The sequence below is a fragment of the Priestia sp. D51 genome (genome assembly GCF_053345675.1).
This window is the reverse complement of record NZ_JBLTIR010000001.1, coordinates 48,717-67,110: the sequence shown is the minus strand read 5'-3', so window position 1 is coordinate 67,110 and position 18,394 is coordinate 48,717. Positions and strand designations below refer to the sequence as shown.

General features: G+C 39.2%; 15 protein-coding genes and 1 other annotated feature. Of the genes, 4 read left to right on the top strand and 11 right to left on the bottom strand.

Annotated features, from left to right (window positions below; translation table 11 throughout):
- Positions 1 to 133: 133 nt before the first annotated feature.
- The 3 genes from pulA to thpR form a co-directional block, all read right to left on the bottom strand.
- Entirely contained in the window at positions 134 to 2,275 is a 2,142-nt protein-coding gene (gene pulA, locus ACNHOZ_RS00425; RefSeq protein ID WP_048019680.1) for a type I pullulanase, read from the bottom strand.
- Positions 2,276 to 2,367: 92 nt separating this feature from the next.
- Positions 2,368 to 3,294 carry a hypothetical protein gene (locus ACNHOZ_RS00420; RefSeq protein WP_048019679.1) on the bottom strand — a complete coding sequence of 309 codons (927 nt, stop codon included), beginning with the start codon at positions 3,292 to 3,294 and terminating at the stop codon, positions 2,368 to 2,370.
- Between the two features lie 135 nt (positions 3,295 to 3,429).
- The gene (gene thpR, locus ACNHOZ_RS00415; RefSeq protein WP_028411832.1) at positions 3,430 to 3,984 is read right to left on the bottom strand and encodes an RNA 2',3'-cyclic phosphodiesterase; all 555 of its coding nucleotides are present in this window, start codon (positions 3,982 to 3,984) and stop codon (positions 3,430 to 3,432) included.
- Between the two features lie 189 nt (positions 3,985 to 4,173).
- Here thpR and cysK point away from each other — a divergent pair, with 189 nt between their 5' ends.
- Entirely contained in the window at positions 4,174 to 5,106 is a 933-nt protein-coding gene (gene cysK / locus ACNHOZ_RS00410; RefSeq protein ID WP_033579594.1) for a cysteine synthase A, read from the top strand.
- 126 nt (positions 5,107 to 5,232) lie between these two features.
- Positions 5,233 to 5,448, top strand: a complete 216-nt coding sequence (locus tag ACNHOZ_RS00405; protein WP_047749728.1) for a hypothetical protein — start codon at positions 5,233 to 5,235, stop codon at positions 5,446 to 5,448.
- Here the strand turns inward: ACNHOZ_RS00405 and pepV are convergent.
- A complete protein-coding gene (pepV, locus tag ACNHOZ_RS00400) occupies positions 5,441 to 6,844 on the bottom strand; it encodes a dipeptidase PepV (protein WP_028411834.1) in 1,404 nt (467 codons plus the stop codon). The genes ACNHOZ_RS00405 and pepV overlap by 8 nt on opposite strands.
- A gap of 408 nt (positions 6,845 to 7,252) precedes the next feature.
- Between pepV and ACNHOZ_RS00395 the strand changes: the two genes are divergently transcribed.
- Positions 7,253 to 7,474 (top strand): DeoR family transcriptional regulator, encoded by a 222-nt coding sequence (locus tag ACNHOZ_RS00395; protein WP_013059517.1) that lies wholly within the window; start codon positions 7,253 to 7,255, stop codon positions 7,472 to 7,474.
- Between the two features lie 222 nt (positions 7,475 to 7,696).
- Here the strand turns inward: ACNHOZ_RS00395 and ACNHOZ_RS00390 are convergent, their stop codons facing one another.
- Positions 7,697 to 8,413: a pseudouridine synthase gene (locus ACNHOZ_RS00390; protein ID WP_028411835.1), complete on the bottom strand. Its 717-nt coding sequence runs from the start codon at positions 8,411 to 8,413 to the stop codon at positions 7,697 to 7,699.
- A gap of 50 nt (positions 8,414 to 8,463) precedes the next feature.
- A complete protein-coding gene (locus ACNHOZ_RS00385) occupies positions 8,464 to 10,107 on the bottom strand; it encodes a putative polysaccharide biosynthesis protein (protein ID WP_028411836.1) in 1,644 nt (547 codons plus the stop codon).
- Between the two features lie 210 nt (positions 10,108 to 10,317).
- Between ACNHOZ_RS00385 and ACNHOZ_RS00380 the strand changes: the two genes are divergently transcribed.
- A complete protein-coding gene (locus ACNHOZ_RS00380; RefSeq protein WP_048019678.1) occupies positions 10,318 to 11,589 on the top strand; it encodes a BaiN/RdsA family NAD(P)/FAD-dependent oxidoreductase in 1,272 nt (423 codons plus the stop codon).
- A gap of 4 nt (positions 11,590 to 11,593) precedes the next feature.
- Here ACNHOZ_RS00380 and ACNHOZ_RS00375 read toward each other — a convergent pair whose 3' ends face one another.
- The 5 genes from ACNHOZ_RS00375 to ACNHOZ_RS00355 form a co-directional block, all read right to left on the bottom strand.
- Positions 11,594 to 11,773: a sporulation protein Cse60 gene (locus ACNHOZ_RS00375; RefSeq protein WP_013059521.1), complete on the bottom strand. Its 180-nt coding sequence runs from the start codon at positions 11,771 to 11,773 to the stop codon at positions 11,594 to 11,596.
- Positions 11,774 to 11,987: 214 nt separating this feature from the next.
- Positions 11,988 to 12,299, bottom strand: a complete 312-nt coding sequence (locus ACNHOZ_RS00370) for a rhodanese-like domain-containing protein (protein WP_028411838.1) — start codon at positions 12,297 to 12,299, stop codon at positions 11,988 to 11,990.
- Positions 12,300 to 12,538: 239 nt separating this feature from the next.
- Positions 12,539 to 14,953 carry a leucine--tRNA ligase gene (gene leuS / locus ACNHOZ_RS00365; RefSeq protein WP_048019677.1) on the bottom strand — a complete coding sequence of 805 codons (2,415 nt, stop codon included), beginning with the start codon at positions 14,951 to 14,953 and terminating at the stop codon, positions 12,539 to 12,541.
- 64 nt (positions 14,954 to 15,017) lie between these two features.
- Positions 15,018 to 15,236: a binding site (T-box leader), on the bottom strand.
- 411 nt (positions 15,237 to 15,647) lie between these two features.
- Complete coding sequence (locus ACNHOZ_RS00360) at positions 15,648 to 16,970, bottom strand: GntP family permease (RefSeq protein ID WP_048019676.1); 1,323 nt, start codon at positions 16,968 to 16,970, stop codon at positions 15,648 to 15,650.
- 157 nt (positions 16,971 to 17,127) lie between these two features.
- Positions 17,128 to 18,315, bottom strand: coding sequence for an MDR family MFS transporter (locus ACNHOZ_RS00355; protein WP_028411841.1), 1,188 nt, complete (start codon positions 18,313 to 18,315; stop codon positions 17,128 to 17,130).
- Positions 18,316 to 18,394 lie beyond the last annotated feature (79 nt).

Sequence of the window (18,394 nt, the reverse complement as noted above, 5' to 3'; positions counted from 1 at the left end):
AATCTATTAAGACATCATGACGTTATTTTCTTAGTAAATAAAAAAGACGGCTATTGAGGATATGTATCAATAGCCATCCTTTATAAATATTATCTCCATCACACTTTTTTCGTCAAGTGGTTGAAGACAATAATTACGTTTGAAATAAAATAAGAACGCTAAGCTTTGGAACATTTATAGCATTATCCTCTATAGTAGGATACCCATTTTTATATACTTTACAATGATCAAGTGCTATTTTCCATGGTCCTTCTGGCAAAACTACTTTTTCTTCCATTAGGCCTTGATTAAAAAACACAATAATATTCTTCCACGGACCGTAAGCCAATACGTTTGATAAGCAATAGCCAATAACGGATTGCGGCGTGTTTAGAAAAGAGACATGCTGCCTAATCGCTGAAGCATCCCCCAAGCGAAATGCATCGTGCTGTTTGCGAATACGAATCAGCTCTTGAACCCAATTCACATCAGAAGAAAATTCCCTTCTTCGATTCCAATCGAGTGCATTAATATCATCGGGTGAATTATAGCTGTTCTCTACGCCTTTTTTAGTGCGGTAAAACTCTTGACCACTATGAAGAAACGGTATGCCTTGTGAAAGAAGCACAATAGCAGTAGCAAGGCGATGACGACTTCTACGAGTGTCTTCGTCTTCTTCTCCGTTTGAATTCGTTAACTTATCCCACAGCGTATGATTATCATGTGATTCAACATAATTAATTGACTGTGCTGGATTTATAAATAAAGCGGGACTGTCTTCTTTATCCAGAATGCTACCCGCTATCACAGATTGCACTGCTTCTTTTTGATGAATATTCCCGCTGATAAAACCTTTTTCATACACATCGAACGTGCTTCCTTTTACAGAATCTCGAAAGCGGTCATTAAAATAGCCGATTTGAGGTGTTTGGCGGGCATTCGCCATCATTGCTTTTTGAGTGTGGGGAAGAGGCGTATTTAAATCCCAGCCTTCGCCAAACACTAAAATAGTAGAATCAATTTCATTTATTTTTTTCCGAATGATTTTCATCGTTTCTATATCTAAAATTCCCATGAGGTCAAAACGAAAACCATCAACATCGTACTCTTTTATCCAAAATAATACTGAATCGATAATAAACTTTTGCGCCATTTTCCGTTCAGAAGCAAAATCATTTCCTACTCCCGTCCCGTTCGAAGGCATCCCAAACTCATCATGTCGAAAATAATAGCCCGGAACAATTTTTTCAAAAGGTGATTCTTCTCGTACAAATACGTGATTATAAACTACATCTATAATAACACGGAATCCCTGTTGATGAAGCGTTGATATTAATTGCTTCACTTCAACAATACGAGTGGTGGGATTTGAAGGGTCAGCGGAGTAGCTTCCTTCCGGCACATTAAACAACAATGGATTATACCCCCAATTATAAGAAGCATGAGGATTTAATTCATCTACTCCGCCAAAGTCGTTAATAGGAAGAAATTCAAGATGGGTCACTCCTAGCTCTTTTAAATAATGGAGGCCTGTTGGTTTGCCTGGCTGACCGCTTGATTCAGTAACAGCTAGGTACGTACCTTTTTTTTCTATCCCGCTTGAAGGATGAATAGAAAAGTCTCGAACATGCATTTCGTAAATAACGGCATCCGTTGGCTGAAGGAAAGGCGGCTTTTCATGGGGATGAACATAGGCTGTATGAAGATTTATCAGAACTCCGTATTCACTATTTGCTGTAGCTGCAACGGCATAAGGGTCCACCGCTTCATTTGTCCGACCGTTTACATCTATTAAAAATCGATAATAATACCCTTCTTTATCTAAGGGAAGTTCCTTTTCCCATACGCCTTTTCTTTGACGAGTCATAACGTACAGTTCTTCTTCTCCGCTATTTGCATGTATTAATTTTAAAACCACTGCTGATGCAGTCGGGGCCCAGACTTTTATCATAATATGATCTGAATAAAAGGCTGCACCCAAATCATTTTGATTATAATAAAATCTTTCATCAAACTCTTTTGTTCGTATAACAGCCCCTACCTGCAACGGAACTTTCTCCCCGTGATTATCACAGATAACGTACGAATGTCCAATTTCTATGCTCTCTTCAACCTTACCTTCATATTTGATAAAACCTTCTAATTCATGTACGTTTTCAATAGAGATGGTCTCATGCATTTGTGCACCTTTAATCACAAAAAAATCAATTTGACCTTCATGATAAGAAGTTGGAACTAAAACAGTAATACGATCTATTTGATCTAAATAAGCCTGAAACTTATTATCACCAGTCATCCTTTTCTCCTCCTTATGCCAATTACCTCTTTAGTAGCATTATATGTAGCAAACGCAAAAACGAAAGCACTTTCATAGCATGAATGTTCGGATTATTCATCTGCTTCGAATTCCCGGTCAAAATAAATACTCTGGCTGTGTTCGAGCAGTACCTGAGCTGCTTTCATCTGTTTAAACTTTAAAGGCGCTTTAGATTTCCTAAGTTCATAAAACCATTCTTCATACTTTCTAGCATCTACAAATTCAACCTGATAAGGCTCCGCAGCGTAGTCAATGTATCCATTTCTGCTTAGTAATATTTTCTTTACGCTATGTTCAATATCGTGAGTACGATAGATACTTCGGACAATTTGCTCCATTCGATTTAACCCAATTAACGGATTTAATATCTTTTTTTGATCTCTTCCTCTTAACTCTGTCCAAAAATTTTCCTTTGAATACTGAAAAACAGCACTTTTATATGTTTCTATTAAACAAATACAGAGGGTTTCCGTTGGAGTAACAATAATGATATCCCCTTCTACCGGAGCTTTATTAATCAGGAAAACAGGCTTGTACATCACGAGATACGTATCAGGAAAGCGCTGAATAAAATAACGGAGAGCTTCATCATGGTAATATTTACGATCTGCTTGCGAGAACTCAAATAAAGTGGATGTAGCCCATTTCATTTGAAGATCAAATACATTTTCTAAAAACAATATTTTCAAATCTTCCGCTGTTTGTGGAAGAGTTGTAAACCTCAATAGCTCTTGATTTTCCACGCTATCGCTAGAGAACGCTTCTTCCACTTCAAGCGTTTCTTTTTTCCTTGTAAACCGCTCTTTTGCTTTTTGCAAAAATGAACGTTGAGCTTTTGTTTCTTCTTTTACAGGAGGGCCATGTAATAGCCCTTGTTCAAACAATTGCTTTGCTTTCTTCCAATTATGTTTTTTTAAATGATTAAACTGAGACGTGTAGTGATAAACGTCTTTTTCATAACGGGAAATATAATCTTGCACCTTAAGTAGCTGCGCCACGTTTACATCAATCCCCTAATTAAAATTCCTCTAACACTTGGTTCACCGATTGTTTCTCTATTATCATCGGCGTTTTCTTTCCTTTAATAAGAGTGATCTTTAAATAACCTCTCTCCATGCTTGTATGTTCATATGCTACTGTGACTGCAATGAAAAAGATAGTATTTTTTTATATTTAGGTTTGCTAGCAGGATGAACTTCAAAAAGGGCAAATGAACTTACTTGAAACTGTTCTTCAACCGACGTTTGCTTTAACTGCTCTTCCGAAAGCCCGGCTTCCCCTCCCCACTTCTTTGCAATCGTAATATGAGGACGATAAGGACGTTTTTCGTATAAGCCGCTTAGGTCTCCCCATACAGCTTGTATATCCCTTTGTAGATTCACAAGCTTATCATTTGGCTTAAGGCTTACATAAAGCACTCTAGGCTTGTTATACGCACCGAACACATCGTACTGAACGGTCTGCAGTGAAAAACTTGAATGACGGGAGGCTACTTCTTTTAAGCGGTTAATCAGCTTTTCCTTTTTGTTATCTACAAATCCTAAGAATTGTAGTGTTATATGATAATCGTCAGGGTATGTCCATTGTTTAAAAGGAAAAGGTGTTAATTCTTTTGCCCAATTTTCTGCCTGATATGCAATGGAGACTGGCACGTTGATTCCAATAAAATAGTGTTGATCACTTTTCATCAAATCCCTCCTTTTCTTTTCATTATCTTTCCCCAATTTGTCATGTTCAAAAAGAGCTAGATTTATTTTAAAGGTTTTCTGGATCAAATAGAGAGGTTTTTCTGAAAATTTGTCATGTGCTTAAAAAATAAGAAATTGTGTTATCATAGAAATAATACAGAGAATTTTTATAAGAAAAGGATGAGAAAAATGAAAGTTGTTAACAATATGGCTGATTTGATTGGCGAGACACCTCTTGTTAAATTGAATCGTCTTCAACCAGCAGATGGAGCATCCGTTTACTTAAAACTAGAATTTTTTAATCCGAGCCGTAGTGTAAAAGACCGTGCTGCTTTTAATATGATCGTGGAAGCTGAAAAAGCAGGCTTGCTCAATGAAAATTCCACCATTATTGAACCAACGAGCGGAAATACAGGTATTGGCTTAGCTATGAATGCAGCAGCAAGAGGGTATCGTTCTATTTTAGTCATGCCCGATACGATGACTCAAGAACGAATTAACTTGTTAAAAGCATATGGTGCTGAAGTTGTTCTAACACCTGGCGATGAAAAAATGCCTGGCGCAATCCGTAAGGCAGAAGAGCTTACAAAAGAAATTCCAAATGCATTTATGCCCATGCAGTTTGAAAATAATGCAAACCCTGACGCACATCGAAAAACGACTGCTAAGGAAATTATTGAGGCAATGAACGATTTAGGAAAAGACCTATCTGCTTTTGTTGCTACTGCTGGAACAGGCGGAACGATCACGGGCACAGGTGAAGTCCTAAGAGAAAACTACCCAAATATGACCGTTCATGTTGTGGAACCAGCTGGGTCTCCTGTATTATCTGGAGGAAGACCTGGAAAGCACAAGCTTGTAGGAACAAGCCCTGGATTTATTCCTGATACGCTTAACATAGAGGTTTACGACGAAATTTTAAAAATTAAAGATGAACAAGCCTACGATATTACGCGACGCCTAGCTTCTGAAGAAGGGATTTTAGTCGGTCCTTCATCTGGCGCTGCGTGCTATGCTGCTATCGAGGTAGCCAAAAAATTATCTCCTGATCAAGTGGTCGTATGTATTGCTTGCGATACAGGTGAACGTTATTTATCAAGCGACCTATTCTCATATGAATAATAAAGAGGCTGGAACAAAAGGATTTTAGCTCAAATGAAAAACGAACCATTGATCAACATGTTTGATTCATGGTTCGTTTTTTTGTGATGGTGAATGTAGGTTCATCGGTTTCGTTACTTCTAGCAGTTGATTGGAGGGCAAGGCGAAGACTCCTGCGGGAAAAGCAGAACAGGTGAGACCCCGCAGGAGCCCAGGCGACGAGGAGACTCAGCGGCCGCCCGCGGAAAGCGAAGCCTTGCATGGAAATCAACTGCGGTGTCACAAACAGTCCAGCTCATGTATCCTAGTTATTCACCTTTAAATTGGATTCGTTTCGTTATGTCTCAACCTCTTTTTATTTAGCCAATTCGTAAATAGCCTGTGCATAAATAGCTGTTGCACGAAGCAAATCTTCAATTACCATGTACTCGTCTTTTTCGTGCGCTACTTCTTCACGGCCTGGGAAAAGAGGTCCAAATGCCACACCCGCTTCTAATGCTCTGGCATATGTTCCTCCTCCAATTGAAATAAGCGTAGGTTCTTCATTTGTTTGTTCTTGGTAAACCTTTTGAAGCGTTTGAATAAGCTCATGTTTTTGATCGACGTGATGTGGTTTAGAATCTGTAAAATGTTTGATAGTCATTTGATAAGATTCACTTTTTTCTTTAATCGTATCAATAATATCGTCAATATGAGCTGATACAGGATAGCGAATATTTAAGCCAAAGTGCCCCGCTTCTTCTTGATTATAAGACATGATTCCCACATTTATCGTTAAATCACCCGTGACCTCATCTTTGCGATTTAAGCCCATTTTTTCTCCTAGTGCATCTTGGACTAAATACGCATTTGCATAACCTACAAACTGATTAGCTTGTTCATCAAGTTCTAATGTGTGTAAAAAGCGAAGAAGTGTAAGCCCAGCATTTTTCCCTTTATCAGGCACGCTTCCATGTGCTGAAACTCCTTCTAGAGTAAGTGTATACGCACCGCTCTTTTCGGTTATTGAACCTTTTAAAGACTTATCTTTTAAAAATTGATCATATTTATTTTTAATATCCGTTTCACTATGGAATTCAAGAACAGCTGTTGCAAGATCAGGAACCATATTGTAGCGTCGCCCAGAGACAAATGATGTAAGCTGGACGCTTCCCTTTGTTCCTTCAATGGGCTGCTGGCGAATTTCTACATCTGTAATGCCTTTTTCAGCATAAATGATAGGAAAATCCGCATCCGGCGCAAATCCCATCGTTGGCATCTCTTCATGATTGAAGTAGTGGTCCACACATCTCCAGTCACTTTCTTCATCCGTTCCAATAATCATTCGAACCCGCTTAGATAGAGGAAGCCCTAAATCTTTCACAATTTTCATCGCATAATAAGCAGCCATCGTCGGGCCCTTATCGTCGATTGCTCCTCTAGCAAAAATTTTCCCGTCTTTTATTTCACCGCCGTATGGATCAACCGACCACCCGTCTCCTTCAGGAACGACGTCTACGTGACACAAAATGCCAAGAAGGTCTTTTCCTTCTCCCGCTTCAATATGACCTGCATATCCGTCTACGTTCTTGACGGAAAACCCGTCATTTTTTCCTTTGTTTAAAAGAAAGTGAAGCGCTTGAGCAACTCCAGGTCCAAATGGCTCTTCTTTTTTTTCTGTGCTTGTCAAAACACTTTTAATTTGCAAAAAACGCTGCGTCTCAGCTAGAATTTCAGCTTCTCTTTTTTGCACTTCCTCTTTCCAATTAATTGCTGTCATCTGTGTGCCTCCTTTGCCTGCTTTTACAGATTGTATCTATCATTACTATTGGTAAATTTAACTTTATCATACCTTTATATAGAAAGAAATAATTGTCTCTTTCCTTTCATATCAAAGGTTTACAGAGTCAAAATTCCGGGAAATAATTTGTAGGCACAATCGATAAAAACGGATTCTATTTGTTTATTGTTTACATATACTATAAAAAATGTGCAAATAGAGGAAGGAGATGTTACGAAAGGATTACATATTTATATCATTTTTTGTAAATATTGTGTTAATTTGCGTTTTCTCTTTTATTTTTCTGTCGATTTTGTGTACAATAAGGATAAGGACTGAAATAGTGCTTGACATCTCAGAGTTATAAAGAAGTTGTGCCTTACGAAAAACGAATAAGGAAGTGGTTTTTTGAAACCTTCAACTAATCGAATGCTAACTCGTATCAAATCGGTCTATATGTTCATTTGTAAAAATGGAACAGTTACAACGCAAGAGCTCGTAGACGAATTTGGTATTACACCAAGAACCATTCAGCGTGACTTGAATGTGTTAGCATATAATGATTTAGTTCGCAGCCCAAGTCGCGGTACATGGACGACTACGCAAAAGAAGGTCAAGATGTCATCCTAGTAAGTTTATTTCAAGGGTAGTAAGTGATTTATATATAGAGATAAAATTCTACGCAGTAGAAAGTCAAGACTTGGACGAGTGCATAGTCCCCCGCTCCATTTGCACGTCAAGCAGAGTTGGTACTCGTTTAAGTGCTTTAACGTGAAATGTTTCACTTGTCGAATAAAGTGGACAAAAAAAGGAACCATTTTAGACTTAGGTTCCTTTTTCTTTCGCCTCTTCTTAGGCATTTGATTTTTGTAATAAAGCTAGTTCTTCTTCCGTTAACTCCCTGTACTCTCCTAAATCTAACGACTCGTCTAATAGCAAAGCTCCCATAGATAAACGTTTTAAATACGTTACTTTTTTTCCTCTTGCTTCAAACATACGCTTCACTTGATGAAATTTCCCTTCAACGATCGTTAATTCAATTTCTGATTCCACACCGCTTGTTAGTACCTTTAACTCTGCTGATTTTGTTACGTATCCATCATCAAGAGTGACACCCTGTCTAAATGCTTCAGCATCTTCTTCAGTCACCGGCGCATTAATTTTTGCAAAATACGTTTTAGGAACGTGCTTTTTAGGAGATAGCAGCTGATGTGCAAGCTGACCATCATTTGTCAGCAGCAAGAGCCCTTCTGTATCTTTGTCTAAACGCCCTACCGGAAATGGGTCATACACAGCATCGTCAATTTCCAATAAGTCCAAAACTGTTTCATGAAGAGAATCTTCCGTCGCTGATATGACACCTTGCGGCTTATGCAGCATAAAGTAAACAAATTCTCGGTAAGAAACGGCTTCGCCATGCACAGTTATTTCTTGTTCATCTGGATTAACATGTACCTTAGCATCTTTAACCGCTGTACCGTCTACCTTAACAGCTCCAGTCTTTAAAAGACCTTTAACTTCTTTTCGGCTTCCGTACCCAATGGTAGAAAGCAATTTATCCAAACGCATGTAATATCCTCCTTTTTTTGAAAAGAAGATGACTCTAACGAGTCATCTTCTTATGCACTGCGCTGTTTATTTCGGCGCAGTATCTTTCGTTCAATTGCACCTGTTACCCTCGCTCCCATTACTTTTTCAAGCAGGCTTGAACGATAGGTAATAATAAAGTAAATAAGGCCGCCTACTGCTGCTCCTATAATCGTAATAACCGTGGCAGAGAATCGTCCTGGGGTTGTAAACAGACCAATTACTACTGAAACAATTTTTACGCTGATTCCCATAATCGCAACAAAAATGAGAATGAGCACAGAGCGTTTTATAAACTCACTGTAGTTATATTTTGCGTGTTTTTGAATAAGCGCAAACATATAAACAAGAGATACGATATAGCCTAGTGCTGTCGCTAAAACTGAACCGATCTCGTGGAACATAAGAATAAATGGCACGTTCACGACAATTTTCACAATCAATCCAAATAATAGACTTAAAACAGCATATTTTTGTTTGTTGATCCCTTGTAAAATAGCTCCATTAACCGTGAAAAACGAGAACAATAAAGCTACGGGTGCATAATAAAGCAAGACATTTCCACCCGCATCCGATGCATCTGTTCCAAAGAAAAACGTATAGGCTGGACCAGCTAAAGCCATTAACCCTACAGATGCTGGCAGCACAAGAAACATAATCGTTTGATATGTTTGATCAATTTGCTTTTGCAATACATTATAATCTTTATTCACAAATGAACGTGTAATCGTTGGTACAAGAGTCAAACCGAATGCAGTAGCTAATGAAACAGGAATCATCACAAGCTTTGGAACATAAGACTGAACAATTCCGTTCATGGACTCCGCTATTTCTTTTTGTCCAGCCGCTACCATCGCACGGTTAAATGTGAATTGATCCACATACTGATAAAGCGGAATAGCTAAGCTGACAAATACATAGGGCAATGAATACGTAAGCAGCTCTTTAAAAATGGATACGGTAGAAATACGCGTAGGCGTTACCGTCTGCTCGTTCACCATTTTATCGAGATGAGGCTTTCGTTTTTTCCAGTACCAAATTAATACGGCAAGTCCAGCAAGAGCTCCTACAAAAGCACCCATTGTAGCAAATCCAACGGCTAGCGCAAGACTCCCATGTACAACTTTGATGACGATATAAGTGGATGCTAATAAAAAGACAACCCGCACAAGTTGTTCAACTACTTGTGAAACAGCTGTGGGTCCCATAGACTGGTGACCTTGGAAAAATCCTCGCATTAAACTCATCATCGGTACTACAATTAACGCAACACTAACCATTCGCATAACCATTACTACATCTTCTAAGGAGTTATTTAAATCAGAACCTCCAAGTGTAATTCTAGACATAACAGGCGCTAACGAATATAAAAGTAAAAATGCAAGTATTCCTGTGACAAGCATTAATTTCATGCCGGCCCGATACATTCTTCTACTCGTATAATAATCACCGAGTGCATTATATTTTGATACAAATTTCGATACGGCCATTGGCATACCGGCTGTAGCAATACTTAAATAAATAGCATATTGGTTATATCCATAACCAAACAGTGCTCCCCCTACGGTTCCAACAAGGATCGCAAATGGAAATAAATAAATCATTCCCAGAATTCGGGATACATAAGTGCCAAGCGTTAGCACAAAGGTCCCTCTTAACAATTTTGAATCAGACATACGTTTGCCTCCGATACTTAATGTTACATACTGATAATAATGATAGAATTGAAAAGAAGCAAGTGAGAGTATACACTAAGAAAGGTCTTATACTCACTCACACTCGTCAACAAGCTAAAAAACAAAGACTATAGCCCATTTTATCCAATGTTGAGAGATTTGTCAGTGAACAAACTAAAATTTTTTAAGAATAGACAGGTTGGTGAAAGTATGATATATGATGTAGTCGTAATCGGAGGAGGACCTTCTGGTTTGATGGCATCGATTGCAGCTGGTGAGTCAGGTGCAAACGTATTATTAATTGATAAAGGCAATAAACTCGGACGAAAGCTTGCCATTTCTGGAGGGGGCCGCTGTAATGTAACAAACCGCCTTCCGATTGATGAACTTATTAAACACATTCCAGGAAACGGACGCTTTTTATACAGTGCGTTTTCTGTTTTTAATAACGAAGATATCATCTCCTATTTTGAAGGCCTTGGAATTAAATTAAAAGAAGAAGATCACGGGCGTATGTTTCCGGTTAGCAATAAAGCACAATCTGTTGTTGATGCATTAATTAGTGAACTTCACCGTCTTCGTGTAACAATTCGCACAAACACAGCCGTTAAACGCGTAAACTATGAAAACAACACCGTGAAAGAAGTTGTGCTTCAAGACGGAGAAGCAATCCAAACGAAAAGCGTTGTGATTGCAGTAGGCGGAAAATCAGTGCCTCATACGGGTTCGACAGGAGACGGTTATCAATGGGCAAAAGATGCAGGTCATAAAATTACTGAACTTTACCCAACAGAAGTTCCTATTACATCTAGCGAACACTTTATTAAAACAAAAACGCTTCAAGGTCTATCGCTTCGCAACGTAGGACTAAGCGTACTTAATAAAAAAGGCAAACCTGTCATAACTCATCAGATGGATATGATTTTCACTCACTTTGGCATCTCTGGCCCTGCCGCTCTTCGCTGCAGCCAATATGTTGTTAAAGAGTTAAAGAAACAAAAAAGCAACACTGTTCAAATGTCTCTTGATTTATTTCCTAGCAAAAACGAAGAAGAGATTTTTCAACAATTAGTCAAAACAACAAAAGAAGAGCCGAAAAAAGTGATTAAAAATGTTTTAAAAGGTTTTGTATCTGAACGCTATCTATTATTTTTACTCGAGCAAGCAGACATTGATAGCCAAGCGCTAGCGGGACAGCTTCAGCATGAAAAACTGAGAGAATTCTCGAGAATGTGCAAACGATTTGAATTTGCTGTAAACGGCACACTTTCTTTAGAGAAAGCCTTCGTCACAGGAGGCGGAGTATCCGTTAAAGAAATTCACCCAAAAGAAATGTCTTCTAAATTTATGCAAGGCCTTTACTTCTGCGGGGAAATTCTTGATATCCACGGATATACTGGAGGATACAATATTACTTCTGCCCTTGTAACAGGCCGTTTGGCTGGCAGTAATGCAGGAGAATTTGCAACAAGCCTAGCATAATACGCTAGGCTTTATACATAACCATGGCTGAAAAACAGTACACCTGCTCATCACGATCAACATCCACTGTGACTTGGTACTTAATATCCACGACGTCTTCATCTTCTAATTTGCGTAAAAATCGGTTCACCGCAAACTCTAAATCTTTTTCATGCTCTTTATCAAACATTTTCACCTGTATCATAGCTTCTACCACCTTGTCCTATCAAATTTGTTTCAATCAGAATGGACTGCTTCTCTCAATGATGGCTTTCGTACTGATTTTCAACTTCTTCCTACCTCTATTTTTATGAAGACTTTTATAGATTTAGTCATCATTTGTTTTGCTACTATCATTTTAGTCGAATGGTAGAAGTTTCATTCCAAAAGAAAAAAGCGCCTGTCAAAGGCGCTTTTTCTTATTTATTAACCGTTTTTCCTTCCCACTCTAACATACCGCCAACCATATTTGTTACTTTATAACCTTGTTCTTGAAGGTAGTAACATACGTTTTCACTGCGGCGTCCAGAACGGCAAATGAAAATATATTCTTTTTCTTTATCGAAATAATCCACATTAGTTGGAATATCATTCATACGAATGTGTTTAGCAGTTGGAATCATTCCTTCTGCTACTTCCTCATCTTCGCGAACATCAACTAAATGAAGCTCTTCTCCATTTTCAACGCGTTTTTGAAGCTCTTCAGGCGTAATCACTTTTACTTCTTCCATCTTCGTCATTCCTCTCTATTCTTTCATTCAGCTTGCTATCGCTATTGTAGCAAATTCAAATACCTTTATGCCACTAAATAAGAAAAGCTTAAGCAGCAGCCTACCTAAGCTTTTCCAATCGTAGTTAAAGGTTTAACTAAGGGCCTGATGTCAACCCCGAAAGGGGGACATCAGGCCCTTAGGTCTAGAACAGCCCCCCTGACTGCTCTTTAGTCAGGGGGGCTGTTCTACATCAATACTTAATTAGCTACGATGTTTACTAATTTACCAGGCACAGCAATCACTTTGCGTACTGTCTTACCTTCAATGAACTCTTGAACATCTTCATTAGCCATTGCAATATCTTGAAGCTCTTCACGAGATGCCTCAGCAGGTACGTTTAATTTTGCACGTACTTTACCGTTAATTTGAACGACAATTTCCACTTCATCATCTACAAGTTTCGCTTCATCAAACGCAGGCCAAGCTTCATATGAAATCGTATCTTCGTGGCCTAGTTTGCTCCATAATTCCTCAGTTGTATGAGGACAAATTGGTGCTAATAGCTTCACAAATCCTTCTACGTATTGCTTTGGCAGCACATCAACTTTGTATGCGTCGTTGATGAATACCATAAGTTGAGAGATACCTGTATTAAAACGAAGACCTTCGTAATCTTCCGTTACTTTTTTCACCGTTTGGTGATATACGCGTTCAAGTGTAGTATCATTGCTTTCTTGAACCTTGCTGCTTAATTCACCATTATCCTCGATAAGTAAACGCCATACACGATCTAAGAAACGGCGTGCACCATCAAGCCCTTTTGTTGACCAAGCAATGGATGCATCTAACGGTCCCATAAACATTTCGTAAAGGCGAAGCGTATCTGCACCGTGGCTTTCTACGATTTCGTCTGGGTTTACAACGTTACCTTTTGACTTACTCATTTTTTCATTGTTTTCTCCAAGAATCATACCTTGGTTAAACAGTTTTTGGAACGGCTCTTTTGTTGGAACTACGCCGATATCATATAAAAATTTATGCCAGAAACGAGCATACAATAGATGAAGAACAGCGTGTTCAGCTCCACCGATATAAATATCAACCGGCAACCATTCTTTTAATTTGTCTGCATCTGCTAATGCTTCGCTGTTCGCTGGATCAATGTAGCGTAAGTAATACCAGCAGCTGCCTGCCCATTGAGGCATTGTATTTGTTTCGCGGCGCCCTTTTTTGCCCGTTTCCGGATCTACAACGTTCACCCAGTCATCAATGTTTGCTAATGGAGATTCACCTGTACCTGACGGCTTGATTTCAGTTGTTTTTGGTAAAACAAGCGGAAGCTGATCTTCAGGAACTGCAGTTGTTGTGCCATCTTCCCAGTGAATAACAGGAATCGGTTCACCCCAGTAGCGCTGACGGCTGAATAACCAGTCACGCAGACGGTATGTTACTTGTTTTTCACCTTTTTCATTTGCTTGAAGCCACTGAATCATATTTGAAATTGCTTCTTCTTTGTCTAGACCATTTAAGAAGTCTGAATTAACGTGCTCGCCGTCGCCTGTATAAGCTTCTTTTGAAACGTCTCCACCCGCTACTACTTCTTTAATCGGCAGTTCAAATTTAACAGCAAACTCATAATCACGCTCATCATGAGCAGGAACAGCCATAATTGCACCTGTACCATAGCTCATTAGAACATAGTCAGCAATCCAAATTGGCATTCTCTCACCGTTTACAGGGTTAATTGCATAAGCACCTGTGAATACGCCCGTTTTGTCTTTAGCTAAGTCTGTACGCTCTAAATCGCTTTTGCTTTTAATTTGATCTAAATACGCTTCTACCGCTTCTTTTTGTTCGGCTGTCGTAATTTTATCCACAAACGGATGTTCAGGTGCTAAAACGGCATACGTTGCCCCAAACAGCGTATCAGGACGCGTTGTGAACACAGTAAATGTTTCGTCATATCCATCAATTGTGAAGTGAACGTGAGCTCCTTCAGAGCGGCCAATCCAGTTTCGCTGCATTTCTTTAATACTTTCTGGCCAATCAAGATCATCTAAATCTTCTAGTAAACGATCTGCATAAGCTGTGATTTTAAGCATCCACTGCTTCATTGGACGACGCTCAACCGGATGCCCACCGCGCTCACTTTTGCCATCTATAACTTCTTCGTTTGCAAGTACTGTTCCCAACGCAGGACACCAGTTAACAGCTACTTCATCCACATAAGCTAAGCCTTTTTTATATAGCTGTAAGAAAATCCACTGCGTCCATTTGTAGTAGTTAGGATCAGTCGTATTAATTTCACGCTCCCAATCGTAAGAGAAACCTAACGATTTGATTTGACGACGGAAATTATTAATGTTAAGTTCAGTGAACTCAGCCGGATCGTTTCCTGTATCTAATGCATACTGCTCAGCAGGTAGTCCGAATGCATCCCATCCCATTGGATGAAGTACATTGTATCCTTGCATACGCTTCATACGAGATAAAATGTCCGTTGCTGTATAACCTTCTGGATGCCCAACGTGTAAACCCGCCCCAGATGGATAAGGGAACATATCTAATGCGTAAAACTTACGCTTTCCTTCATCTTCTGTTGTTCTAAATGTTTTATTTTCTTCCCAAACTTTTTGCCATTTTTGTTCGATCTTTTCATGATTAAAAGCCATACATAATCCTCCTTGTACGCTCCAGCTGTATTTAATTAAACTAAAAAACCCCTCATCCCTCAAACAAAGGGACGAGAGGTTGAATAAACTTCCCGCGGTACCACCCAAATTAGCACAATTATGTACTCACTCATTTTCCTTAACGCGGATAGACGGTAAATGTTACTTTACTTCACATTTACAACTCCAAGGTGAGTTCATGAACGCCCGTTTGCTGACTCGCACCACCCGTCAGCTCTCTTAGCTCGCTTCGTTCACTACTATTCCTTATCATAGTTTTTACATCATACTACCTTGTATTGTAAATAATATGTTCGCAAACTGCAAGTTGTTCAACGGATTTTGTAAAAGTTTCTACACTGCCTCACTGCTTTGTTGCTAAATCCCCTCTTTCATTCTTATATATGAACAACTTCTCCCAAAAACATACATACAACGCCAAACAAAGAGATTTAGACATAATTAAGTTAATCCTATCTAAAGCTGAATAAATAGGATATCTGGACTCCTTGCTACAAAACTGTTCATTTCCGTGCAAGGCTTCATCTTGCGCTCCAATCAACAGCTTAAAGCAACTAAACACATAAAAGCCGAGTTCACCATAATAATGAAAAGATCCGAACGATTTATCGTTCGGATCTTCTTTCAGCTAAAATACTTTTGTCCCCGCCTCTACTTTCTTTAACAGCTATTATTAAATACCAAATCCAAAAGAAAACAGGATAATCGCAAGTACGAGACCAACAAGCGGCACAACTACCGTCATCGCTGCAACTGATCCATACGCATCTTTATGAGTTTCTCCGCAAATAGAATTAATTGTGGTGACGACATAACCATTATGAGGCAAGGAATCTAATACGCCAGAAGATATAGCTACTACACGATGGAGAGCTTCTGGATTTACACCAGCATCTAGATAGTGAGGGGCTAAAATTGGCAAAGCAATCGCCTGACCTCCTGAAGCCGAACCTGTCATCCCCGCGATAACACTCACCGCAATAGCTCCCCCTATCAACGGACTGCCTGGAATATGCGTCATGGCATCTACAGCCACTCCAAACGCGGGAACAGCCTTAGCAACCCCTCCAAAACCTACGACAGCAGCTGTATTCCCAATTGCAATTAGCGCTCCAAGCGTCCCTTCTGATGCTGCATTCCAAAATCCTTTAAAGTGTTTTCGGTTCACAATGTATGTGACAATGATACCGCTTAAAAGTGCGACAATCAACGCAGATTGCTGAAGCGGCTTATGAAGTGCAAAAGAAATAATGAGCACGACCACAAGCGGAAGCAAACTTAATAACGGATTAGGAAGAGACTGATTTTCCGTTACTGCTGGATCTTTCTCGCGTGATATAAAACGCTCTCCATTTTTAACTGCTTTTGAAATTAAGCGCTTTAACCACCAGTAGCCGAATACAGCCATCACTACCGCTACAACTAAACTAACTTCCCATCCTGCATACGGACTAGTCTTTAAATATTCAATTGGAATCCAGTTTTGGATTTCAGGCGATCCAGCCGAGGTCATCGTAAACGTAACGGAACCGAATGCTAAAGCAGCAGGGATAAACCGCCTCGGCAAATCAGCTTGTTTGAATAAGCTTAAAGCCATTGGATAGACAGAGAATGCTACTACAAACAGACTGACTCCTCCATATGTTAAGACCGCACAGGCAAGTACAATCGCCAACACTGCTCTTTTCATTCCTAGTTTACTGACAATCCAGCGAGAAACACTATCAGCGGCCCCGCTGTCTTCCATCACTTTTCCAAAAACGGCCCCCAATAGAAACATTAAATACCAAGAAGCAATAAATCCTGTGAAACCAGACATATAATTCCCAACAAAATTTGCTTCTCCTTCTTTCACCAGCTGTGGAAATAAAGGCATTCCGCTTGTTAACGCAACAACTAAAGCACTAAGCGGACCTGCTATAAATAAATTCATGCCTCTCATCGTTAATACAATGAGCAGCAATAATCCTCCAATTAATCCAATCATACTAAGCATATTCTAGCCCCCCAAGAAGTCATATAATTAGAAAACGCTTACATTTTTAAAGGTATATACTCCTTTCTTTGCTTGTCACGACCCTTACTATATTATTAAAGGAATACTGAAGACATTCCTACGTTTATTGAACAGTCAAAAATAAAACCACCTCTATTTATTTAGAGATGGTTAGTGAACGCTGACGTTTTTCTTTTAATTTATAATCGTATATCCATGTTGTACACATGCTAAATAACAATAGTGCAATTAATAAATAGCACAGGGTAGACATATTAAACGCATCGAAAATAACGCCTCCAAAGAGAGGGCCAATCATTTTACCTGCAGTAGCCATACTGTTGACTACGCCTTGATAAAACCCTTCTTTTCCTGATGGAGCTAACTGACTTGCGACAGCTGGAATTGCTGGCCAAACAAACATTTCTCCAACTGTTAACACAATCATTGCTGTTAAGAACTGCGAAAATGTTGTGGCATTCACCACGATGATGAAAGAAGCCACAAAAATAACCGTTCCAATTAGAACCTGTACTTTTAATGTCTTTGCTACTTTTTGAATGATAGGCACAATCAAAGGCTGACCGACTACAATTAAAATGCCGTTAATCGTCCAAAGCAAACTGTAGCTAGAAAGAGGTATATTCAACTCACGCGTATGCGTAGCAATCGTTGTTTGCCACTGAACATACGCGACCCAGCATAATACGTATCCTGTACATAAAATAAGAAGGGCCGTCAGTTTCGTTTTGTGCTGAATACTACCGGCTTCATTAAGGACATTCGTTTGCCCAACTGTAACCGAAATATGACGGTATGAAAAAATAGCAATAAGAAGAAAAATAACGTATAAAATTGTATTAGCTAAGAAAATATACGTAAATGAATAGGATGCTACAACGCCCCCTACCGCTGCGCCAATAGCCACTCCTGCATTTTGAGCAACGTACATCGCATTAAATGCTTTTCTTCCGCCTTGTGGCCAGACTGAGCCTGCCATTGCATACATAGATGGAAACACAATACCAGATCCAAACCCTACAATAACCAAGAGAACAACATATGTAGGCCAACCATGGAAAAACACCAGTCCCACTAATGCAACAAGGGTAATAATAATTCCTGATAAAATGGATTTATATCCTCCAATTTTGTCAAAAAGCGTTCCCCCTAGTAAATTACCCACTACGCTTGCAGCAGAGTTCAGCATAAGAACCACTCCTGCAACGGATAACGACTTTCCTAAATGTTCATTTATATAAATTGTATTGAGAGGCCATAAAAACGAAGCTCCCGTTACGTTTACAAGCATACCAATAATCAAAAACCAAAGTGACTTGGGCATTGATCTCCCCCCTATCTATTCGAATGCCAACGTACATTCTAGTCTTTTCTTAAAGGGTTCGCAATGCTTTTACATATAG